Source organism: Streptomyces litchfieldiae (assembly GCF_031845365.1).
GTDB classification, from domain to species: Bacteria; Actinomycetota; Actinomycetes; order Streptomycetales; family Streptomycetaceae; genus Streptomyces; species Streptomyces litchfieldiae.
The window spans coordinates 381,313-402,366 of record NZ_JAVREL010000001.1; the positions used below are offsets into that span (position 1 = coordinate 381,313).

The window sequence follows — 21,054 nt, forward strand, 5'->3', positions numbered from 1 at the left end:
CGCCGGGGCGTCAGGGGGCGGCGGGCACGGTCGGCCCGTCGCTCGTGGTGTAGAGGTCCATGCCCTGCATGGTCAGGTTGCCGCCGAACTGGCCGGCCTGGGTGACGAACACGTCCGTGAAGTGCACGACCGGGAGGTCGAGCGGCGGCTGGTGCTCGGCGTCGAAGACGATGGGGATGACCCCGAAGAGGTTCCCCTCCAGGCGCTCGGTGTACATCGTCACCGTGCCGCCGCGGAAGGTGGAGTTGGAGCCGGGGTCGGTGGCCACGTGGTGACGCACCCCGTTGGGCCCGTCGACGATCTGGTGCAGGTCGCCGATGTCCACCTTCTCCGCGGTGAACTTCAGCACCTGCTTGACGGTGCCGTCCGCCGTGGTGACGTTGACGACGCCGTGGTAGCTGAGGCCGCGCAGGGTGAGATAGGTCGCCTCCAGGTACCAGGGCTCGTTCGGCAGCGGCAGCGGGGTCTGCTCGTCGGTGCCGGCCACCAGTTCCTCGACCGGGCAGGGGAACGGCTCGCGGCCCTCAGCGTCCGGGGCGAACGGGTCCTCGGTCTCGGTCTCCTGGGGCTCCGACTCCTCGGTTCCGGGATCGGTCTCCTCCTCCGGCGGGGTCTCGGGCTCCTCGTCCTCGGCGGCCCGTTCCTCGTCCGCGGTCTCCTCCGAGGCGGCGGGCTCCTCGGACTCCTCGGGTTCCTGGGGCTCGGCGGGCGCCTCGGCGTCCCCGGAGTCGCCCGTGTCGCCGCCCTGGTCCTCGTCCTCCTCGTCGCCGGGGGTGAGCAGGTCCCCCAGGCCCTCGCCGATCGCCTCCAGGCCGTCGCCGATGCCCAGCGGGTCCAGCGGGTTGGGCTCCTCCTCCGCCGCTTCGGTCTCGGCCTCGGTCTGGGCCTCGGCCTCCGTCTCGGCGGCGGGCTCCTGGGCTTCCTCGGGCCGCTCGGCCTGCTCGGTCTCCTGAGGCTCCGCCGGCTCGTCCTGCGCGGCCTCGTCCTCCTCCGACTCCTCGGGCTCCGGCTCCGATGAGGCGTCCTCCGCGGGCTCCTGGGACTGCTCCTGCGCCGCGGCTTCTTCCTCGGGCACCTCAGCGTCCGGCACCTCCACGCACGGCCCGTCCTGGAACGGGTTCTCCGGCTGCTGGCTCGCTTTGGCGAGCGGCGAGGTGAATCCCATCCCCAGCAGCGCGGCCGACGGCATGGCGGCCAGGGCGATGGCCTTCCCCACGGGCATGTGGAGCCGTCTCAGCAGTGACTTGCGCGGAACGGCGTGCCGTGGTCCCTCGTCCTCCGTGGCTGCCGTGGGTATGTCTTCACTCGGCACGATGCTTCCCCTTCCCCGGGTCCTTCCCGCCCTCGGGTGCGGCCCCCTCGAAGCCGGCCAGCGCGCTGCCCGTTCCTGGGGTAGCGGCCGGCGGCTCCCGGTCGCCCGTGTCTTGTCCCTCCGCCTGGGCCGGCTGTGTGCCCGGCATCCACGCGATACTCATCGCCCCGCCGATCAGCCCGAACAGGAATCCCATGAAGAATCCGCCGAAGTTGGAGACGATCAGGGAGACCAGGGCCAGCAGAATCGTCGCGACACCCGCGAATATCCGCACATGCGGCTGGAACCATATGGTCAGGCCCAGCACGACGAGCAGGACGCCGATCACCAGGGAGCCGGCCCCCGCTGTGGTGGCCATGCGGATGGTGAGGTCCCCGAGCGTCACGTTCCGGTAGGGGAAGTACGCGATCGGCAGCCCCGCGATCATGGTGAAGAGACCGGCCCAGAACGGCCGCCGCCACCTGAAGTGCCGGAACGCGAGGCGACCTCGGGTGAAAAGCGAAATAGCGGACAGTCCTTCGGTGTTGGTGCTCACGGCACGTACTCCCCTGGTGGCGCGATTCATTGGCGGGATGCACGATACGGCGGTGCTCCCTGGGGCAGAGACGGGCCATCCGTCCGCTCTGCCCCAGGCGCGACTCAGGCCGTCAGAAGCACTCGTTGTCGGTGCCCCTGGACAGGCTCAGGCTCAGATCACTGAGCTTGAACGAGCCTGCGGACGTGGCCCACGCGACCTGCTCGACGTCCGACAGAATGGCGCGCTCCGCCTGCTGCGCGAACGAGCCGGGGTTCACCCTCTCCCCGGCAGGCGGCGTCGGCCCGTCCTCGAGTGCGGTTCCGGCGGCGACGCCGATGTCGATGTTCTCGAACGTGGCGTCGGCGTTGAGCTGTTCGAGATCGATGAACAGGTTCTCCGCCACGACCGGGTTGTCCGGGTCGGACCCGGCACCGATGCGCAACGTGACGTCACCGATGCCGAACGGCACGGGGATGACCACCGACTGGCAGAGGTCGTTGATTGTGGCGTGGTCGAACGCCGACACCACGACCGGCCGGTACTCGTCGTCATGGTGCTGGATCACCGTCCCGTACTGGACGAAGCCCTCACCCACCAGATGGTCGACGCGGACCTTGAACTCCTGCCCGGACACTGCGAAAGAAGCTGCCAGCGCACCCTGGGCGAGGGCGACGCCTATGGCTGCGGTTGCGGCCACGCTCGGCACCATGACCAGCCCGAATCGCCGCCATCTGGTGCCGCCGCGAGCCTGTGACTCCATGAGTTTCCTCCTTCTCGGACGAACATCCTCCGTACGGGCCGGAGTTCTGTGGTCAGCAAGCCGTCCGGCGCCTGGAGAGAAGAAGCGCGATATCCCCGGGCTGCACCCCGGCGACAGCCACTGGCCACGGTGAACGCGGCTCGCAGCGGATCAGGTCCCGCCCGGAAGAACGGGAACCCCCCTGAATCCGAGGCCGACTCGTGGCTCCGTCGGCTTGGCCGATCGTGGTGCATCTCACGGAATGACACAAGGGGGTTCATTACTTGCGAGTAATACAGATGTGGCAAAAGCATGGAGAACGCGCCCCGATCCACACGGAGGGTGCACACAACGGAAGCCCCCACACGAGCATCAATCGGGCGGAATTTCCGCGAAACCTCGAAGCCGGATCACGGAACGTGACAGCGGCCGCGATTACCAAGTTTTGGTAAAGCGCGGCCGCTGTCAGCGGATGAGAGCGGGGCGGCTCAGAAGAGCACCCGGGCGAGCGCACCCCGGGCCGCGATCACCCGCGGATCGTCGGGGCCGACGACCTCGAACAGCTCCAGCAGCCGGACCCGCGCGGTGTCGCGGTCCTCGCCCGCGGTGCGCTGCACCGTGGCGACCAGCCGGCCGAAGGCGTCCTCGACATGACCGCCGACCAGGTCCAGGTCCGCGACGGCGAGCTGCGCCGCCACGTCGCCGGGCCGCTCCGCGGCGTCCTTGCGGACCCGCTCGGCGTCCGCGCCCTGCACCCGCTGAAGCAGCTCTGCCTGGGCCAGGCCGAGCTTGGCCTCGACGTTCGCCGGCTCGTCGGCGAGCACGTTCCGGTACGCCTGGATGGCGCCGCCGAGGTCTCCCCCGTCCAGCGCGGCGTGCGCGGCGGCGAGGGTCGGGTTGGCCGGGGGCGCGGGCGGGGCCTGGGCCGCCGCTTGCCGGGCCGCCTCGGCCTCCTGCGGGTCGACCGGCCGGCCGACGATGCCGAACCGCTGCTCGGCGGCCTGGATGAGCTGGTCGAGGACCTGCCGGACCTGGGGCTCCGGCGCGGCACCCTGGAAGAGGGGCAGCGCCTGGCCGGCGATCACGGCGAACACGGCCGGGATGCCCTGCACGCCGAACTGCTGGAACAGCATCTGGTTGCTGTCGACATCGATCTTGGCGAGCACGAACTTCCCGGCGTACTCCTCGGCGAGCCGCTCCAGGATGGGGCTGAGCTGCTTGCACGGCTGGCACCAGTCGGCCCAGAAGTCGATGACCACAGGCACTTCGGTGCTGCGCTGGAGCACCTCCTGCTCGAACCCGGCCTCGTCGACGTCGATGACGAGCTGGACCGGGGCGCCCGCCTGCTGACCGCCCGCCTGGCCCGTCGCCCGCTGAGCGCGGGCCTGCTCGGCCTTCTGCTTGGCCTCTGCGGCCGCCTTCACCGCGGAGAGGTCAACGGCTCCGCTCATGGACATATTGCGTGGCTGCATGGGACCAGTCTCCCCCCTTCCGGAACTGTTCGGATACAGCCCCCGAGCGCGCACCGCGGAATGCGCCCCCCAGGGCGCCTAAAAGCCCGGAGGCTCGGTGTACGTACCCCATTCCTCCCGCAGCGCGCCACAGATCTCGCCCAGTGTGGCCTCCGCGCGGGCGGCTTCCAGCATGGGCTCGATCATGTTCTGTCCGGAACGGGCCGCGGCGAGCATGCCGTCCAACGCCGCGCGCACCCGCGCTCCGTCGCGCGCGGCCCGCCGTTCGGCCAGGGTTCGCACCTGCTCGCGCTCCACCTCGTGGCTCACCCGCAGGATCTCCAGCTCACCGGTGACCGAACCGGTATGGCAGTTGACGCCGACGACGCGCTTGTCGCCCTTCTCCAGCGCCTGCTGGTACCGGAAGGCGGCCTCCGCGATCTGCCCGGTGAACCAGCCGTCCTCGATGCCGCTCAGCAGCCCCGCGGTGATGGGCCCCACCGGGTGCTCCCCGGCACCCGACCGCGCGCGCCGGCCGCGTTCGACGATCTCGGCGAAGATCTTCTCGGCGTCCGCCTCGATGCGGTCGGTGAGCTGCTCGACATACCACGAGCCGCCCAGCGGGTCGGCCACGTTGGTGACGCCGGTCTCCTCCATCAGCACCTGCTGGGTGCGCAGCGCGATCTCCGCGGCCCGCTCGCTGGGCAGCGCCAGCGTCTCGTCCAGGGCGTTGGCGTGCAGGGAGTTGGTACCGCCCAGCACGGCGGCCAGCGCCTCGACGGCGGTGCGCACCACGTTGTTGTAGGGCTGCTGCGCGGTGAGCGAGACGCCCGCCGTCTGGGTGTGGAACCGCAGCCACTGCGCGCGCTCGGAGGTGGCGCCGTAGACATCCCGCATCCAGCGGGCCCAGATGCGCCGGGCCGCGCGGAACTTGGCGATCTCCTCGAAGAAGTCGACATGGGCGTCGAAGAAGAACGACAGGCCCGGGGCGAAGGTGTTCACGTCCAGACCGCGGCTGAGGCCCAGTTCCACATAGCCGAAGCCGTCGGCCAGCGTGTACGCGAGCTCCTGCGCGGCCGTGGAGCCGGCCTCCCTGATGTGGTACCCGGAGACGGACAGCGGCTTGTAGGCCGGGACGCCCGCCGCGCAGTACTCCATGAGGTCGCCGATCAGCCGCAGATGGGGGCCGGGCTCGAAGAGCCACTCCTTCTGCGCGATGTACTCCTTGAAGATGTCGGTCTGGAGCGTGCCGTTGAGCGCGGCGACCGGCACACCCTGCCGCTCGGCGGCGACGACGTACATGCAGAACAGCGGCACGGCCGGGCCGCTGATCGTCATCGAGGTGGTGACCTCGCCGAGCGGGATGCCGCGGAAGAGGATGTCCATGTCGGCGGCCGAGTCGACGGCGACCCCGCAGTGGCCCACCTCGCCCAGCGAGCGCGGGTCGTCGGAATCGCGGCCCATGAGCGTCGGCATGTCGAACGCGACGGACAGCCCGCCGCCGCCGGCGGCCAGGATCATCCGGTAGCGCTCGTTGGTCTGCTCGGCGTTCCCGAAGCCGGCGAACTGCCGGATCGTCCAGGTCCGGCCCCGGTAGCCGCTGGCATAGAGGCCGCGGGTGAAGGGGAACTCGCCGGGCCAGCCGATGCGCTCGAAGCCCTCGTACGTGTCGGTCGGGCGGGGTCCGTACACCGGCTCGACGGGGTCGCCGGAGAGCGTGGTGAAGTCGGCGTCCCGGGTGCGGGACGCGTCGAAACGGGCCTGCCAGCGTCGGCGGCCCGCGGAGATGGCGTCGGAGTCCATGACGCCAATTTACTTGGACGTCCAAGTATCTGTCGAGACAAGCGCCCCCGGACGCCGGCGCACCGGGGGACCGCGCCGCTACGCGTTGACCGGCCGGGCCGGCTCCTCGTCGTCGTCGCCGACGACCAGCGGCTGGACCTCGGCGCTGACCCGCCGCTCCACCACGAACGCGGCGAGCGGGATCGTTCCGGAGACCAGGACCCACAGCAGCTTGCCGAACGGCCAGCGGGCCTTGTGGCCGAGGTCGAACGCGAAGACCAGGTAGACCATGAAGAGCAGGCCGTGCACCTGGGAGACCACCAGGGTGAGGTCCTCGCCCCGGTCGAAGCCGTACTTGAAGATCATGCAGGTGCAAAGGACCAGCAGCATCACGGCGGTGACGTAGGCCATGACGCGGTACCGCGTGAGCACACTCCGCTTCATGCGGGAGAGCCTATCGGGTCATTCGGGGCGATCCTCCCCGCCCCCCTCGAAGTCCCGGGCCGCCACCCGCAGCGGGCGCAGCAGCGCGAAGATCTCCGCGCACTCCTCGTCGTCGTAGGTGCCGAGCCCGAAGTCCATGGCCATCAGATCGCGGGTCGCCGCGTCGCACACCGCCCGCCCCTCGTCGGTGATCGACGCGAGGATGCCCCGGCCGTCGTTGGGGTTGGGGCGCTTGGTGACCAGGCCGGAACGCACCAGCCGGTCCACCGTGTTGGTCACCGACGTCGGGTGGACCATCAGCCGCTCGCCGATCTTGGACATGGGCAGCTCGCCGGCCCTGCTGAACGTGAGCAGCACCAGCGCCTCGTAACGGGCGAACGTCAGCCCGTACGGCTTGACCACCGCGTCCACCTCGGCGAGCAGGATCTGGTGCGCGCGCATGATCGAGGTGATCGCGGCCATCGACGGGGCCGGCCCCCAGCGCCGCTTCCACAGTTCGTCGGCGCGGGCGATCGGATCAAACGGGAGGCTGAGCGGTTTCGGCACGTCGGCGACCCTACCGGCACACGCGTGCGGAACGCCCGGGCGATCCCCCCGGGACCCGGCGGCCGGCCGGGCGCACACGGCCCGGGCGGACACGGAGAGTTGTCAGCGCGGCCGACTCAGCGCGACGACGCGGTAGACGGGGTCGGCGCGCGGCCGGTCCTGGCCGGGCAGCGCGGCCAGGTCGCGGCGCAGCGCGGCGAGGGCGGCCGGGCCGGCGCGGGCGGTCCAGCGCTGGGCGCCGACCGACCGCTGCCGGGCCCGCGGGCTCCGGCCCTGGCCGTGTCCGGTGAACGTGGTCCGCCCGGCCGGTGCCAGCCCTGGCGGGCCGCGCGGGCCATGACCTCGTCGCCGGCGTCGGGCTCCGGGCCGGGCCGGGCGGCGGCGCGGACCGGGGCGATCAGCTCCGTCGTGTCGGCTCTCGTCTCGAAGAGGGCGTCGTTCTTGTCGACGGTGGTGATCAGGGCGCCGCCGGATCGCAGCACGCGCGCGGCCTCGTCGATCACGCGCCCGGCGGCGCCGGGGTCCAGCAGGTGCAGCACCCGCAACAGGACGGCGGCGTCGCAGGATTCACCGGCCAGCGGCAGCCGGGTCGCGTCGCCCCGGACGACGGCCGCGGGCAGCCTCCCGGCCGCGACGCCCAGCATGCCGGCGGCCCGGTCGACGCCGATCAGCCGGCGCCCCGGCGCGGCCAGCCGGGCCGTCACGATGCCGGTGCCGCAGCCGACGTCGGCGACGACGCCGGTCCGGGCCGCGGCGGGCAGCAGCGCGGTGACCGCCCGCGCCGCGGCGTCGGCCCGGGGGACGCCGCCCCGGGAGGCGTCGTAGGTCGCGGCCTCGCGGTCGTAGTCGAGCACGGGGGCAGCATCTCACCGGACCGGTCGGCCGGTCGGCCCGCGCCGCTCCGGATCCGTGGTGCCGGGCGTCGGGTCAGGCGTTCACCACGCCCTCGCGGCGCGCGCGGGCCGCGATCACCGCGTCGTCCTGGGCCCGGCGCAGCCGGCGCTCGGCGAAGAAGCCGCCCAGCGGCAGGACCGACATCAGGAAGTACCAGGCGGCGGTCGGCAGGGGCCACTTGGCGCGGTTCCACGCGTCGGCCCAGAACAGGACGTAGCCGACGAACAGCAGGCCGTGGATCATGCCCATCACCGGCACGGCGTTGAAATCGGTGGTCCGCTTGAGCACGGAGCAGAGCAGGAGCACCAGAAACGAGACCGCTTCGGGAGCGGACACCAGCCGGAGCCTGCGCAGGGCGGAGACGGTCTTGAGGTCCATGGGAAATGCCGCTTTCCAGAGGTTCCAGGGTTTTGTGGGGGGTGAAGCCTTGTGAACCGACGCACAAGCACTGCCATTGTCGCAGCCGCGAATCGGATCATTCCGGCCGGGTCCCCGCGGTTGGTTAGAGTTCACAGCATGGACACCGGTACCGGCACCCGCTGGCTGAGCGACGCGGAGCAGCGCGCGTGGCGCACGCACCTGGAGGTCTCCAAGCTGCTCACGTACCAGCTCGAGCGGGACCTCCAGCCGTTCGGCCTGACCATCAACGACTACGAGATCCTGGTCAACCTCTCCGAGTCCCCCGAGCACCGGATGCGGATGAGCGATCTGGCCGCCGCCACGCTCCAGTCCAAGAGCCGGCTGTCCCACCAGATCACCCGCATGGAACGGTCCGGGCTGGTCCGCCGGGAGAACTGCGACGAGGACAAGCGCGGCCTGTTCGCCGTGCTCACCGACCACGGCTGGGACACGATGCGCGAGGTGGCGCCGCACCATGTGGCGTCCGTCCGCCGCCACTTCGTGGACCTGCTCGACACCGAGGACCTGGCCGCGCTCCAGCGGTCCCTGTCCTCCGTGGCCGAGCACCTGTACCAGCAACGCTCCCGTTCCTGACGCGCGCCGCCGCCCGGGTCAGCTCCCGGCCGGCCGGGCCGCCGGCAGCCGCAGCGCGAACAGCGCGCCGCCCTCCGGGGCGTCGTGGACGGTGAGCGAGCCTCCGTGCCGCGCGGCCACGTCCCGCGCGATGGCCAGCCCGAGGCCGGCCCCGCCGTCCTCCCGGCTGCGGGCGTCGTCCAGCCGCACGAACCGCTCGAAGATCCGCTCGCGGTCCGGCTCCGGCACGCCCGCGCCGTCGTCGGCCACCTCCAGCACCGCCTCGCCGTCCTCCCGCCGCAGCGACACCCGCACCGCGCCGGCCGCGTGCCGCTGCGCGTTGTCCAGCAGATTGCCCAGCACCCGCAGCAACTGCCCGCGCGAGCCGGTCACCGTGACCTCCTCGGCCCCGGCCAGCCGCACCGGGTGGCGGTCGCCGGCCCGCCGCCGCGCCAGCTCCTTGGTGACCAGACCGGCGAGCTCGACCTCTCCGGACAGCGGGCGTTCCCCGGCGTCCAGCCGGGCGAGCAGCAGCAGGTCGGCGGCCAGGTCCTGGAGCCGCACGGTGTCCTTCACCGCGCCCGGCAGGTCCAGCAGCTCGGGATGGGCCTCGCCCACCTCGAGCTGAGTGCGCAACGAGGCGATGGGGCTGCGCAGTTCGTGCGAGGCGTCGGCGACGAAGCGCCGCTGCCGTTCCACCGAGGTCTCCAGCGCGGCCAGCGTCTCGTTCGTGGTCCGGGCCAGCCGGCCGATCTCGTCCTGGGTGGCGGGCTCGGGCACCCGGCGGGAGAGGTCCTCGGACCGCGTGATCGCCGCCATCTCGCGGCGGATGCCCTCGACCGGGCCGAGCGCGCGGCGCGTGACCAGCCAGGTGACGCCGCCGACGACCGCGAGCAGCAGCGGCACCCCGACGAACATGGAGGTGCGGACGCTGTTCACCGCGGCCTGCTCCACATCCAGCGGGGCGCCCGCGTAGACGATGGCCTCCTCGCCGGCCGGCGTCCGCACCTCGACCACGGCGAACAGGTACTCGGCCTCCTGGCCGTTCACCCGGGCCCTGCCGAGCACGTGGCCGATCCGGTCGTCGAACTCCGCCGGGCGCGGGTCGTCCTCGTCCTGCCGCTCGTCGTCGTCCTCGTCGTCATCGTCGTCGCCCTCCTCGTTGGGGCGCTCCTGCTGGCGGGGCTCCGGCGACTCGGACGTGACCCGGTCGCTGGGCGTGCCGTCGATCGCCTCCAGTCCCTCGCTCACCGTCAGCACCCGGTCGTCGCCGGACAGCACCTGCACCGGGTCGGAGGAAGGCAGGTCGAGGTCGTCGAAGGCCGTGCCGGTGGCCAGCTTCTCGGCGACCGCGCGGCCGGTGACCTCGGCCTGGAGCTCGACCTGCTCGTCCAGGTTCTCGCGGAGCAGGATCAGCATCATCAGTCCCGCCGTCACCAGGGCCACGGCCACCACCGTGGTGGCGCCGAGCGCGGCCTTGGAGCGGACGCTAGCCATGGGCGGCCACCAGCCGGTAGCCCGCGCCGCGCACGGTGACGATGAGGCCGGGGCCCAGCTTCCGGCGCAGCGCGCTGATGTAGACCTCGACGATGTTCGGGTCGCCGTCGTAGGCGAAGTCCCAGCCGTGCTCCAAAATCTCGGCCTTGGAGACGACCTCGCCGGCGCGGCCGGCCAGATGTTCCAGCACCGCGAACTCCTTCGCGGTGAGCGCCACTTCGAGCCCGGCCCGGGTGACGCGCCGGGCGGCGCGGTCCACGGTGAGATCGCCGACCCGCAGCTCGGGCGAGGCGCCGCGCCCGCCGCGCCGGCGCAGCAGGGCGCGCACCCGGGCGACCAGGACGACATAGGAGAACGGCTTGGTGAGGTAGTCGTCGGCGCCGGTGTCCAGCCCCTCGGCCTCGTCGTACTCGCCGTCCTTGGCCGTGAGCATCAGGATCGGCGTCTCGTCCCCGGCGGCGCGCAGGGCGCCGCAGACCCGGTAGCCGTTCATGCCCGGCAGCATGATGTCCAGGATGATCAGGTCGTAGGCGCCCTCGGTCGCCCGGTGCAGCCCGTCCGTCCCGGTGTGGACGACGTCCACGGCGAAGCCCTCGGCCGTCAGACCCTGGGCCAGCGAACGGGCCAGGCGCTTCTCGTCCTCCACAATCAGCACGCGCATGGGGCCAAGCTTGGCAAACCGTTCCTGAAGGGTTCTTCAGGTGGCTTCAGGTCCTCTTCAGCAACGTTCCGGGATGGTCTTCCCCGTTGGCACTCACAACGGGGAGGAACCCTCATGAAGCGCAATGTCATCTTCGCGATCGTCGCGGCCGGCGCCGTGATCGGCGGCGGCACCCTGGCCGGCGCCGCGATGAGCTCGGACGGCGAGCGGACGGAGCCGACGAGCGCCGCGCTCGACGACATCGCGGTGGCGGAAGCCGGGGCGGACACGGGCTCGGGCGACGACGGTGCGGCGGGCGACGACAGCGGCTCGGCCGCCGAGCAGGCGGTCGGCACGGCGATCGGCGCGGTGCCGGGCGTGGTGACGGACATCGAGCTCGACGCGGACGACGGTCAGGGCCGCGGCTGGGAGGTCGAGGTCTACGGCGAGGACGAGCAGTGGCACCGGGTCCGGATCAGCGAGGACGGCGCCGAGGTGCTGAACAGCCGGGCGCTGGCCGGCGACGACGACGATGACGACGACCGGGTGGCGGCCAGGAGCCTGCTGTCGGAGAGCGCCGAGATCGACGCGGCGGAGGCCGTCCGGCTGGCGGAGGAGCACACCTCGGCGCTGCTGCGGGAGGCGACGGTGGACGACGGCCACTGGGAGCTGGAGCTGCGCGGCGAGGACGGCACCGAGTACGAGCTGCGGATCAACCTGGCGTCCGGGGAGATCACCGACGAGGAGCGGGGCGACGACGACAACGGCGGCGGTGACGACCGCGACGACCGGAACGAGGACGACGCGGACGACCGGGACGACGACCGGGACGACCGGGACGACCGGAACGAGGACGACGCGGACGACCGCGACGACGACCAGGACGACGACCGCGACGACCGCGACGACCGGAACGACGACGCGGACGACCGGAACGACGCGGCCGACGACGGTGACGACCAGGGCGACGACGACGCGGACGACCGCTGAGCTCCGCCGGGCACCGGTGGCGGGCCGGACGGGATCTACTCCCCCGTCAGCCCCGCCACCAGTTCGTCCGCCGCCGTGTAGGGGTCGAGCGTGCCGGCGGTGATCCGTTCGGCCAGGGCCGTCAGGCGCGCGTCGCCGCTCGGGTCCGCCATCCGCTCGCGCAGGGCGGTGACCGCGATCGTCTCCACCTCCAGGGCCGCCCGGCGCACGCGCCGGGCGGCCAGTGCGCCGTGCTCCTCCAGCCACGCGCGGTGCTTGTCCAGCGCCGCCACCATCTCGTCCACGCCCTCGCCGCGCGCCGCGACCGCCTTCACGACGGACGGCCGCCAGTCGCCGGGAGCCCGGGCCTCGCCGAGGCCCAGCATGTGGTTCAGCTCGCGGACCGTGGCGTCCGCGCCCTCGCGGTCGGCCTTGTTGACGACGAAGACGTCGCCGACCTCCAGAATTCCGGCCTTGGCCGCCTGGACCCCGTCGCCCATCCCGGGAGCGAGCAGCACCACCGTCGTGTCCGCCTGCGCGGCGACCTCCACCTCCGACTGCCCCACGCCCACGGTCTCCACGAAAATCACGTCGCAGCCCGCCGCGTCCAGCACCCGCACCGCCTGCGGCGCCGCCCAGGCCAGCCCGCCGAGGTGACCGCGGGTGGCCATCGAACGGATGTAGACGCCGGGGTCGGTGGCGTGCTCGCCCATCCGGATCCGGTCGCCCAGCAGCGCGCCCCCGGAGAACGGCGAGGAGGGGTCGACGGCCAGCACCCCGACCCGCTTGCCGGCCCGGCGGTACGCGCCGACCAGCGCGGAGGTGCAGGTGGACTTGCCGACGCCGGGCGAACCGGTCAGGCCGACCACATACGCGTGGCCGGTGTGCGGCGCCAGCGCGGCCATCACCTCGCGCAGCCGGGGGGAGGCCCCCTCCACCAGCGAGATCAGCCGGGCCACGGCCCGGGGTCGGCCCGCCCGCGCGCCGGCCACCAGTTCACCCACCTCGAACGTCACGTCACTTCGCCTCCGGCACCCGCAGGATCAGCGCGTCGCCCTGTCCGCCGCCGCCGCACAGCGCCGCCGCGCCCGTGCCGCCGCCCCGGCGCCGCAGCTCCAGGGCGAGATGCAGCGCGAGCCGGGCGCCGGACATGCCGATCGGGTGGCCCAGGGCGACGGCGCCGCCGTTCACATTCACCCGTTCATGGTCAACTCCGAGGATCCGCATTGACTGCACGGCGACCGCGGCGAACGCCTCGTTGATCTCGATCAGATCGAGGTCGGCCACGGTCAGCCCGGCCCGGCTCAGGGCGTGCAGGATCGCGTTGGCGGGCTGCGACTGGAGCGAGTTGTCCGGGCCGGCCACGTTCCCGTGCGGGCCGATCTCGGCCAGCCAGGACAGGCCCAGCTCCTCCGCCCTGGCGCGGGACATCACGACCACCGCGGCGGCGCCGTCGGAGATCTGCGACGAGGTGCCGGCCGTGATCGTGCCCTGAGGGTCGAACGCGGGCCGCAGCCGCGCCAGCCCCTCCACGGTGGTCTCGGGGCGGATGCCCTCGTCCCGGTCCACCAGCACCGGGTCGCCCTTGCGCTGCGGCACGGGCACCGGCGTGATCTCGGCCTCGAACAGCCCGTTCTTCTGGGCGGCGGCGGCCCGCTGGTGGGAGAGCGCCGCGACGGCGTCCTGATCGGCGCGCGTGATGCCCAGGCGGGCGTTGTACTTGTCGGTCGACTCCCCCATGGCGATCCCCTCGAAGGGGTCGGTCAGCCCGTCGTGCGCCATCGCGTCGAGCATCTGCACCGCGCCGTACTTGAAGCCCTCCCGGGACTTCGGCAGCAGGTGCGGGGCGCTGGTCATCGACTCCTGGCCGCCGGCCACGACCACGTCGAACTCGCCGGCGCGGATGAGCTGATCGGCCAGCGCGATGGCGTCCAGCCCGGAGAGACAGACCTTGTTCACGGTCAGCGCGGGGGTGGTCATCGGAATGCCCGCGCGCACGGCGGCCTGCCGCGCCGGGATCTGCCCCGCCCCGGCCTGGAGCACCTGTCCCATGATCACGTACTGCACCTGATCGCCCGTGATCCCGGCCTGTTCCAGCGCCGCCTTGATGGCGAAGCCGCCCAGCTCGGCGCCGGAGAACGACTTCAGCGCGCCGAGCAGCCGGCCCATCGGCGTCCGGGCGCCGGCGACGATCACGGAGGTGGGGCCGTTGCTGGTTGTCATGGTGCACTCCTCGGGAATTTCGGGAGTAAACGAGGGTTCACGTCAATGTACAGAGCGTGACCCAGGGGGTCACCGGCGCGAGCGTGTGACGGTGCGCACGTTGCACACTCCCCCTCAAAGGCAGTGGACTAGGGGGATGTTGACGCGCATCGATCACATCGGGATCGCCTGTTTCGACCTTGACACCACCGTCGAGTTCTATCGCGCCACCTACGGTTTCGAAGTCTTCCACTCCGAGGTCAACGAGGAGCAAGGGGTCCGCGAGGCCATGCTGAGAATCAACGGTACCGACGACGGTGGGGCGTCCTATCTTCAGCTCATCGAACCCATCCGCGACGACTCGCCCGTCGCCAAGTGGATGGCCAAGAACGGCGAGGGCGTGCACCACATCGCCTTCGGCACCGCCGACGTGGACGCCGAGTCCGAGGCCATCCGCGACAAGGGCGTGCGGGTCCTGTACGAGAAGCCGCGCCGCGGCTCGATGGACTCCCGGATCACGTTCCTGCACCCGAAGGACTGTCACGGAGTGCTCACGGAACTCGTGACGTCCGCCGTCCCGGCAGCCCCGGGGGATGCCGAGGGCCACTGACGTGAGCTGCCCCGGCCGGTAGAGTGGCCGAGCCGGGGCTGTGGGCTTTCACTTCGTCCCGCGTTCGGCCGATGACCGGATCTTGCAGTACCACGACCAGGGGACGGATGGGACCGCGCAGTGCGGGGCTACGACGCCTACCAGGCTGAGGACCACCTCTCGCGATTCGAAGCCGAGATGGAGCGGCTGAAGAAGGAGCGGGACAAGGCGGTCGACCATGCCGACGACCTCGGCTACCAGGTCGAGGTCCTGCGCGCCAAGCTGCACGAGGTGCGCCGGACCCTCGCCCTGCGTCCGGTCTACGGCGACGCGGCCTCGCACGCCGAGCAGATCCTGCGCGCCGCCCACCACCAGGCCGACCAGATGCGGGTGGACGCCGAGCGCGAGCTGCGCGAGGCGCGGGCCCGTTCCCAGCGGGTCGTCCAGGAGCAGTCCGAGCAGCGCGCCCGGATGGAGGCGGAGCTGCACGCGGAGGCGGTGGGCCGCCGGCAGCGGCTGGACGAGGAGCTGGCGCAGCGCCGGTCCACCGTCGAATCCCACGTCAACGAGAACGTCGCCTGGGCCGAGCAGTTGCGCGCCCGCAGCGAGTCCCAGGCCCGCCGGCTGCTGGAGGAGACCCGGGCCGAGGCCGAGCGGACCGTCGCGCAGGCCCGGACCGAGGCGGCGCGGCTGGCCGACGAGGCCAGAGCGCGGATCGCCGCGGAGACCGAGGCGGCGCGCGGCGAGGCCGACGAACTGCTGCGCCGCGCCCGGGCGGACGCCGAGCGCCTGCTGAACGCGGCCTCCGCGCAGGCCCAGGAGGCCACCGAGCACGCCGAGCGGCTGCGCAGCAGCACCGCGCAGGAGGCCGACACCGGCCGCCGCGAGGCCGCCGCGCTGGTGCGCAAGGCCGAGGAGCGGGCGGCCGAGGCGGCGGGCGAGCTGCGCGCCGCCCGCGAGGAGGCCGAGCGGCTGGTCGCGGAGGCCACCGCGGAGGCCGAGAAGCGGCGCGGCACCGCCGAGTCGGAGTACGAGCAGCGCACGGCCACCGCCAAGGCGGAGGTCGCGCGCATGGTGGGCGAGGCCACCCGCGACGCGGAGAACCGCCGGGCCGAGGCGCAGCACGCGCTGGACGAGGCCCGCGCCCGGGCCGAGCAGGTGCTGGCCGAGGCGACGGAGGAGGCCCGTTCCAAGTCCGCCGAGGAGTACGCGGCCCAGCTCGCCGAGGCGGCCCGCACCGCCGAGGACGTGCTGACCAAGGCCGCCGAGGAGGCCAAGGCCACCACGAAGGCGGCGACCGAGGAGGCCGAGCGGCTGCGCGCCGAGGCCGAGGCGGAGGCGGACCGGCTGCGTGCCGAGGCGCACGACGTGGCCGAGCAGTTGAAGGGTGCCGCGCAGGACGACACGAAGGAGTACCGGGCCAAGACCGTCGAGCTCCAGGAGGAGGCGCGACGGCTGCGCGGCGAGGCCGAGCAGTTGCGGGCGGAGGCGGCCGAGGAGGGCGAGCGGACCCGCGCCGAGGCGCGACGGGACGCCGTCTCGCAGATCGAGCAGGCGGCGGCCAGCGCCGAGGAGCTGCTGGCGCAGGCCCGGGCGGACGCCGAGGAGCTGCGTTCGGCGGCGACGACCGAGAGCGAACGGGTGCGCACGGAGGCCATCGAGCGCGCCACCACCCTGCGCAACCAGGCCGAGCAGGCGCTGAAGAAGGCGCGCGCCGAGGCGGAGAAGCAGCGCGTCGAGGCCGCGCAGCACGCCGAGCGCATCACGCAGGAGGCCGAGGACGCCGCGCGCCGGCTGCGCGCGGAGGCGCGCGAGGCCACGAAGGCGGAGCGCGCGGCGGCGACGGCGGAGCTGGACCGGCTGCGCGAGGAGGCCGGGCGCCGGGTCACGGCGGCCGAGGAGACACTGGCCGAGGCGCGGGCCGAGGCGGAGCGGCTGCGGTCCGAGGCGAACGCGGAGACCGAGCGGCTGCGCGCGGAGGCCGCCGAGCGGATCCGGGCGCTCACCGAGCAGGCCGAGCAGGACGCGCTGCGGGTGCGGGACGAGGCCGCCACCGACGCGGCGCGGGTGCGGGCCGAGGGCGAGGAGCTGGCGGTCCGGCTGCGCGGCGAGGCGATGGCCGAGGTGGACCGGCTGCGCGGCGAGGCCCGTTCGGCGGCCGACCGGGTGCGCGCCGACGCCGCCGCGGCGGCGGAGCGGACCGCGGCCGAGGCCGCCGAAGCGCTCGGCGCCGCGCAGGAGGAGGCGGCGCGGCTGCGGGCCGAGGCCGACGCGTTCCTGGCGGACGCGCGGGAGGCCGCCCACCGGGAGCGGGCCCAGGCGCGCGAGCAGAGCGAGGAGATGCTGGCCGCCGCCCGGGCGCGGATCGACGACGCGGAGCGGCGCGCGGAGATCCTGGTCGCCGCGGCGGAGCACAAGGCGCAGCAGGTGCGCGACTCGGTGTCCGGGCTGCGCGAGGCGGCCGAGGCGGAGATCGCCACGCACCGCGCGGAGGCCGAGCGCGAGGCGGCCCGGGTGCTGCGGGAGTCCGCGGAGGAGAAGGAGGCGGCCTCCGCCCTGGCCGAACGGACCGTCAAGGATGCGATCGCGGAGGCGGACCGCGCGCGCCGGAGCGCCGAGGAGGCGGCCGAGCGCACGCGCGCGGAGACGGACGAGCTGGCGGACCGGGCGCGCCGGGAGGCGGCGCGCAAGCGCAGCGACGCGGCGGCGCAGGCGGACGAGCTGCTGGCGAAGGCTCAGGAGGAGGCGCTGCGCATCGCGGCCACCGCCGAGGAGCAGTCGGACAAGATGGTGGCCGCGGCCCGCAAGGAGTCGGCGCGGCTCATCGGCGACGCCCAGGACGCCGGGTCCGAGTTGGTGGAGACCTCCCGCGCGGACGCCAATCAGTTGCTGGAGGAGGCGCGTCGGGACGCGTCGGCGATCCGGGAGCGGGCGGAGGAGCACCGCGCCCGGGTGGAGGCCGAGGTCGAGGCGCTGCACGACCGGGCGCGGCGGGAGGCGGCCGAGCAGGCGCGCACCGCCGGCGAGCGCGTGGACAAGCTGATGAAGGCCGCGGAGGAGCAGCGCGCGGAGGCCCGTTCGGCGGCCGAGAAGCTGCTCAACGAGGCCAGCACCGAGGCGAGTAAGGTACGTATCGCCGCGGTGAAGAAGGCGGAGGCGCTGCTCAAGGACGCCGAGCAGCAGCGGTCGAAGGTGCTGCGCGAGACGCAGGCGACCCGTGCCGAGGCCGAGCGGGAGGCCAAGCGCATGGTGGAGGACGGCAAGCGTGAGCTGGACCGGCTCGCTCGCAGGCGGGCGGACATCAACGCCGAAATCTCCCGGGTGCAGGACGTGTTGGAAGCGCTGGAGTCCTTCGAGGCGCCCAAGCCGGGCGCCAAGTCCGGGGGCTCGGGCGGCTCTTCGCGGGGCAAGTCCGGAGGCGGCACGGTCGCTGCGGGGGCCGGCGGGCCCCGGCCCGGCGGCAAGCGCGCGGGCGGATAGCACGGAGCGCGGCATTCCCCTGAACAACCGATTGAGCGGAAGGGGCGAACATTCTCCACAGAGAAAGCGGATCCGCTCGAAGACACGCCGGTTCGCCCCCTAGGATGATGCCTCCAGGGCATGGACCCGTCCGTATCACGGCTTTAGGAGCTCGACCCGAAGCGCTTGAACGCCCAGGCCCCACATTCCATCAACTCAACGCACCCGTCTGATTCGACAGGAACCCCATGAGCGACACTTCCTCCCCCTTCGGCTTCGAGCTCGTGCGGCGCGGCTACGACCGCGGGCAGGTGGACGACCGCATCTCGAAGCTCGTTGCCGACCGCGACAGCGCACTGGCTCGTATCACCTCTCTGGAGAAGCGGATCGAGGAGCTGCACCTCGAAACGCAGAACGCCCAGGCCGCCATCACCGACGCCGAGCCGTCCTACGCCGGGCTCGGGGCCCGGGTCGAGAAGATCCTCCGCCTCGCCGAGGAGGAGGCGAAGGACCTGCGCGAGGAGGCCCGGCGGGCCGCCGAGCAGCACCGCGAGCTGGCCGAGGGCGCGGCGCAGCAGGTGCGCAACGACGCGGAGGCGTACGCGGCGGAGCGCAAGGCCAAGGCCGAGGAGGACGGCTCCCGCATCGTCGAGAAGGCCCAGGGCGAGGCGGCCGCCACGCGCGCCGAGGCCGAGAAGGACGCCCAGGCCAAGCGCGAGGAGGCGGACGCCCTCTTCGAGGACACCCGGGCCAAGGCGGCGCAGGCCGCGGCCGACTTCGAGACGAACCTGGCCAAGCGCCGGGAGCAGTCCGAGCGCGACCTGGCCTCCCGTCAGGCGAAGGCGGAGAAGCGGCTGGCGGAGATCGAGCACCGCGCCGAGCAGTTGCGGCTGGAGGCCGAGAAGCTGCGCACGGACGCCGAGCGCCGCGCCCGCCAGACGGTGGAGACCGCGCAGCGGCAGGCCGAGGACATCGTGGCCGACGCCAACGCCAAGGCCGACCGGATCCGCAGCGAGTCCGAGCGCGAGCTGGCGGCCCTCACCAACCGCCGCGACAGCATCAACGCCCAGCTCACCAACGTCCGCGAGATGCTGGCCACGCTGACCGGCGCTCAGGTCGCCGCGGCCTCCCTCGGGGACGACGACGACAACGAGAGCCTGTCCAAGGGCGTGCCCGCGCAGCAGTCCCGCTGAGCCCGCCGCACCGGCGCGCTCACCCGAACGGCGCTGGGGTCGCCGCCTTCACCGGGCGGCGGCCCCAGCGCCGTTTTAGCGTCGGTCCATGATCGAGCTGGCGGAGCTCACCAAGCGGTACGGCGCGAAGACCGCGGTGGACCGGCTGACGTTCGCGGTGCGCCCGGGGGTGGTCACCGGCTTTCTGGGCCCGAACGGCGCGGGCAAGTCCACGACCATGCGGATGATCCTGGGGCTGGACCATCCCACGAGCGGCCGGGTGACCATCGACGGGCGGCCCTATGACCGGCTGACGCGCCCGCTGACGTATATCGGCGGGCTGCTGGAGGCCAAGTCGGTGCATCCGGGCCGCACGGCGTATCACCATTTGCTGTGCCTGGCGCAGAGCAACGGCGTCGATCCGCGGCGGATCGACGAAGTGCTCGATCTTGTGGGACTCACAGGGGTGGCCAGAAAGCGGCCGAAGGGCTTCTCGCTCGGCATGGGTCAGCGGCTGGGGATCGCCAGCGCGCTGCTGGGCGATCCGCGGATCCTGATGTTCGACGAGCCGGTGAACGGCCTTGATCCGGAAGGCATTCACTGGATCAGGAATCTGATGAAGCAGCTCGCGGCGGGCGGCCGGACCGTTTTTGTTTCCAGCCACTTGATGAGCGAAATGGCATTGACGGCCGAACATCTCGTGGTGATCGGTCAGGGCCGGCTGCTCGCGGACACGTCGATGGCCCGTTTCATCGAGGAGAACTCCCGGACGTTCGTGCGCGTGCGCACCCCCGAGCCGGAGCGGCTGCGGGACGCGCTGGCGGCGGCGGGCGTCCGGCCGGAGCAGCGGCCGGACGGCTGCCTGGAGATAGAGGGGGTGCCCGCCTCCCGGGTCGGCGAACTGGCCGCCGAACACCGCGTGGTGCTGCACGAGCTCAGCCGGCAGCAGGCGTCGCTGGAGGAGGCGTTCATGCGGCTGACGCACGGGGCCGTGGAGTACCAGGCACGGGAGGGCTGAGCCGTGGCGAACGCCGACTGGGTGCTGAAGTCCGAGTGGACCAAGATCCGTTCCGTGCGGTCCACCGTGTGGACGCTGGCGGCGGCGGTCGTGGTGACCGTGGCGCTGGGCATGCTGATCAGCCTGCTGGTGCGGCACGGCTACGACGACCTCTCGCGCGCCGAACAGCTTACGTTCGACCCGACGTTCATCAGCTTCGCCGGGACGTCGATGGGCCAGCTCGCGATGATCGCCTTCGGCATCCTGGTGGTGTCCAACGAGTACAGCACCGGCATGATCCGCGCCTCGCTGTGCGCGGTGCCGCGGCGCGGCGCGCTGATGGCCGCGAAGCTGGCCGTGGCGACGGCGCTGGCGCTGCTGGTGGGGCTGGCCACCAGCTTTCTGGCGTTCTTCCTGGGCCAGGCGATGCTGGGCCGCTACCGCACGGACATCGGCGAACCGGGCGTGCTGCGCGCGGTGTTCGGCGCCGGTCTCTACATGGGGCTGATCGCGCTGTTCGCGATGGCCGTGGCCTGGCTGCTGCGCGGCCCGATGCTGACGTTCGGGGTGCTGATCCCGTTCTTCTTCATGATCTCCAGCATCCTGGCCAATGTGTCGGCGACGGAGAAGATCGGCGACTATCTGCCGGATCAGGCGGGTTCGCAGATCATGGCGGTGGTGGACGACGGCGAGCGGCCGTACGGTCCGTGGGGCGGGTTGCTGATCATGCTGCTGTGGGTGGCGGCGGCGCTGGCCGCCGGATATCTGAGCCTGCGGAAACGGGACGCCTGACGCCGGCGGGCGAGGAGCCCGCTCGGCGCGGTTCCGACTGGATGAGCCCGCTTGAGATCAGGTCCGATATGGTTTCCAGC

The 21,054-nt window shown here is 72.6% G+C and carries 19 protein-coding genes and 1 pseudogene; 7 read left to right on the forward strand and 13 right to left on the reverse strand.

Annotated elements, in window-relative coordinates:
* Positions 1-10: 10 nt before the first annotated feature.
* The 9 genes and pseudogenes from RM590_RS01695 to RM590_RS01735 form a co-directional block, all read right to left on the reverse strand.
* The gene (locus RM590_RS01695; protein WP_311702491.1) at positions 11-1,312 is read right to left on the reverse strand and encodes a hypothetical protein; all 1,302 of its coding nucleotides are present in this window, start codon (positions 1,310-1,312) and stop codon (positions 11-13) included.
* Positions 1,302-1,847, reverse strand: a complete 546-nt coding sequence (locus tag RM590_RS01700; RefSeq protein WP_311702492.1) for a DUF6114 domain-containing protein — start codon at positions 1,845-1,847, stop codon at positions 1,302-1,304. Before RM590_RS01700 ends, RM590_RS01695 begins: the two co-directional genes overlap by 11 nt.
* 112 nt (positions 1,848-1,959) lie before the next feature.
* Entirely contained in the window at positions 1,960-2,589 is a 630-nt protein-coding gene (locus RM590_RS01705) for a DUF6230 family protein (RefSeq protein WP_311702493.1), read from the reverse strand.
* A gap of 467 nt (positions 2,590-3,056) precedes the next feature.
* Positions 3,057-4,040, reverse strand: coding sequence for a tetratricopeptide repeat protein (locus tag RM590_RS01710; RefSeq protein WP_311702494.1), 984 nt, complete (start codon positions 4,038-4,040; stop codon positions 3,057-3,059).
* 78 nt (positions 4,041-4,118) lie between these two features.
* Positions 4,119-5,822, reverse strand: a complete 1,704-nt coding sequence (locus RM590_RS01715) for an acyl-CoA mutase large subunit family protein (RefSeq protein WP_311702495.1) — start codon at positions 5,820-5,822, stop codon at positions 4,119-4,121.
* Between the two features lie 78 nt (positions 5,823-5,900).
* Entirely contained in the window at positions 5,901-6,245 is a 345-nt protein-coding gene (locus RM590_RS01720) for a DUF3817 domain-containing protein (protein WP_311702496.1), read from the reverse strand.
* Positions 6,246-6,263: 18 nt separating this feature from the next.
* On the reverse strand, positions 6,264-6,791 hold the full coding sequence (locus RM590_RS01725; RefSeq protein ID WP_311702497.1) for a MarR family winged helix-turn-helix transcriptional regulator: 528 nt from the start codon (positions 6,789-6,791) through the stop codon (positions 6,264-6,266).
* 102 nt (positions 6,792-6,893) lie between these two features.
* Positions 6,894-7,645, reverse strand: a pseudogene (locus RM590_RS01730) (class I SAM-dependent methyltransferase).
* A 73-nt stretch (positions 7,646-7,718) separates the two neighbouring features.
* The gene (locus RM590_RS01735; protein ID WP_311702498.1) at positions 7,719-8,063 is read right to left on the reverse strand and encodes a DUF3817 domain-containing protein; all 345 of its coding nucleotides are present in this window, start codon (positions 8,061-8,063) and stop codon (positions 7,719-7,721) included.
* Between the two features lie 138 nt (positions 8,064-8,201).
* Between RM590_RS01735 and RM590_RS01740 the strand changes: the two genes are divergently transcribed.
* The gene (locus tag RM590_RS01740; RefSeq protein ID WP_311702500.1) at positions 8,202-8,678 is read left to right on the forward strand and encodes a MarR family winged helix-turn-helix transcriptional regulator; all 477 of its coding nucleotides are present in this window, start codon (positions 8,202-8,204) and stop codon (positions 8,676-8,678) included.
* Positions 8,679-8,696: 18 nt separating this feature from the next.
* On the opposite strand, the gene RM590_RS01745 is transcribed toward RM590_RS01740, so the two are convergent.
* Both RM590_RS01745 and RM590_RS01750 read right to left on the reverse strand, forming a co-directional pair.
* Positions 8,697-10,154, reverse strand: a complete 1,458-nt coding sequence (locus RM590_RS01745; protein WP_311702501.1) for a sensor histidine kinase — start codon at positions 10,152-10,154, stop codon at positions 8,697-8,699.
* The gene (locus RM590_RS01750; protein WP_311702502.1) at positions 10,147-10,815 is read right to left on the reverse strand and encodes a response regulator transcription factor; all 669 of its coding nucleotides are present in this window, start codon (positions 10,813-10,815) and stop codon (positions 10,147-10,149) included. Before RM590_RS01750 ends, RM590_RS01745 begins: the two co-directional genes overlap by 8 nt.
* 114 nt (positions 10,816-10,929) lie before the next feature.
* On the opposite strand from RM590_RS01750, the gene RM590_RS01755 reads away from it, so the two are divergent.
* Entirely contained in the window at positions 10,930-11,784 is an 855-nt protein-coding gene (locus RM590_RS01755; protein ID WP_311702503.1) for a PepSY domain-containing protein, read from the forward strand.
* 35 nt (positions 11,785-11,819) lie between these two features.
* On the opposite strand, the gene meaB is transcribed toward RM590_RS01755, so the two are convergent.
* Positions 11,820-12,779: a methylmalonyl Co-A mutase-associated GTPase MeaB gene (gene meaB, locus RM590_RS01760; RefSeq protein ID WP_311702504.1), complete on the reverse strand. Its 960-nt coding sequence runs from the start codon at positions 12,777-12,779 to the stop codon at positions 11,820-11,822.
* Position 12,780: 1 nt separating this feature from the next.
* Positions 12,781-13,986 carry an acetyl-CoA C-acetyltransferase gene (locus RM590_RS01765; RefSeq protein ID WP_311702505.1) on the reverse strand — a complete coding sequence of 402 codons (1,206 nt, stop codon included), beginning with the start codon at positions 13,984-13,986 and terminating at the stop codon, positions 12,781-12,783.
* Positions 13,987-14,122: 136 nt separating this feature from the next.
* Between RM590_RS01765 and mce the strand changes: the two genes are divergently transcribed.
* From mce to RM590_RS01790, 5 genes are all read left to right on the forward strand, one after another.
* The gene (mce, locus tag RM590_RS01770; protein ID WP_311702506.1) at positions 14,123-14,575 is read left to right on the forward strand and encodes a methylmalonyl-CoA epimerase; all 453 of its coding nucleotides are present in this window, start codon (positions 14,123-14,125) and stop codon (positions 14,573-14,575) included.
* Positions 14,576-14,695: 120 nt separating this feature from the next.
* Positions 14,696-18,034 (forward strand): hypothetical protein, encoded by a 3,339-nt coding sequence (locus RM590_RS01775; RefSeq protein WP_311702507.1) that lies wholly within the window; start codon positions 14,696-14,698, stop codon positions 18,032-18,034.
* 227 nt (positions 18,035-18,261) lie between these two features.
* A complete protein-coding gene (locus RM590_RS01780) occupies positions 18,262-19,206 on the forward strand; it encodes a coiled-coil domain-containing protein (protein ID WP_311702508.1) in 945 nt (314 codons plus the stop codon).
* Between the two features lie 88 nt (positions 19,207-19,294).
* A complete protein-coding gene (locus RM590_RS01785) occupies positions 19,295-20,203 on the forward strand; it encodes an ATP-binding cassette domain-containing protein (protein WP_311702509.1) in 909 nt (302 codons plus the stop codon).
* Positions 20,204-20,206: 3 nt separating this feature from the next.
* Positions 20,207-20,974: an ABC transporter permease gene (locus tag RM590_RS01790; RefSeq protein WP_311702510.1), complete on the forward strand. Its 768-nt coding sequence runs from the start codon at positions 20,207-20,209 to the stop codon at positions 20,972-20,974.
* Positions 20,975-21,054: the final 80 nt, after the last annotated feature.

What these genes read in the sequence shown, in the direction of transcription:
- RM590_RS01705 (WP_311702493.1), bottom strand. Translation starts at nt 2,589, where the DNA reads ATGGAGTCACAGGCTCGCGGCGGCACCAGATGGCGGCGATTCGGGCTG.
- RM590_RS01710 (WP_311702494.1), bottom strand. Translation starts at nt 4,040, where the DNA reads ATGCAGCCACGCAATATGTCCATGAGCGGAGCCGTTGACCTCTCCGCG.
- RM590_RS01715 (WP_311702495.1), bottom strand. Translation starts at nt 5,822, where the DNA reads ATGGACTCCGACGCCATCTCCGCGGGCCGCCGACGCTGGCAGGCCCGT.
- RM590_RS01720 (WP_311702496.1), bottom strand. Translation starts at nt 6,245, where the DNA reads ATGAAGCGGAGTGTGCTCACGCGGTACCGCGTCATGGCCTACGTCACC.
- RM590_RS01735 (WP_311702498.1), bottom strand. Translation starts at nt 8,063, where the DNA reads ATGGACCTCAAGACCGTCTCCGCCCTGCGCAGGCTCCGGCTGGTGTCC.
- RM590_RS01740 (WP_311702500.1), top strand. Translation starts at nt 8,202, where the DNA reads ATGGACACCGGTACCGGCACCCGCTGGCTGAGCGACGCGGAGCAGCGC.
- RM590_RS01745 (WP_311702501.1), bottom strand. Translation starts at nt 10,154, where the DNA reads ATGGCTAGCGTCCGCTCCAAGGCCGCGCTCGGCGCCACCACGGTGGTG.
- RM590_RS01750 (WP_311702502.1), bottom strand. Translation starts at nt 10,815, where the DNA reads ATGCGCGTGCTGATTGTGGAGGACGAGAAGCGCCTGGCCCGTTCGCTG.
- RM590_RS01755 (WP_311702503.1), top strand. Translation starts at nt 10,930, where the DNA reads ATGAAGCGCAATGTCATCTTCGCGATCGTCGCGGCCGGCGCCGTGATC.
- RM590_RS01765 (WP_311702505.1), bottom strand. Translation starts at nt 13,986, where the DNA reads ATGACAACCAGCAACGGCCCCACCTCCGTGATCGTCGCCGGCGCCCGG.
- mce (WP_311702506.1), top strand. Translation starts at nt 14,123, where the DNA reads ATGTTGACGCGCATCGATCACATCGGGATCGCCTGTTTCGACCTTGAC.
- RM590_RS01780 (WP_311702508.1), top strand. Translation starts at nt 18,262, where the DNA reads ATGAGCGACACTTCCTCCCCCTTCGGCTTCGAGCTCGTGCGGCGCGGC.
- RM590_RS01785 (WP_311702509.1), top strand. Translation starts at nt 19,295, where the DNA reads ATGATCGAGCTGGCGGAGCTCACCAAGCGGTACGGCGCGAAGACCGCG.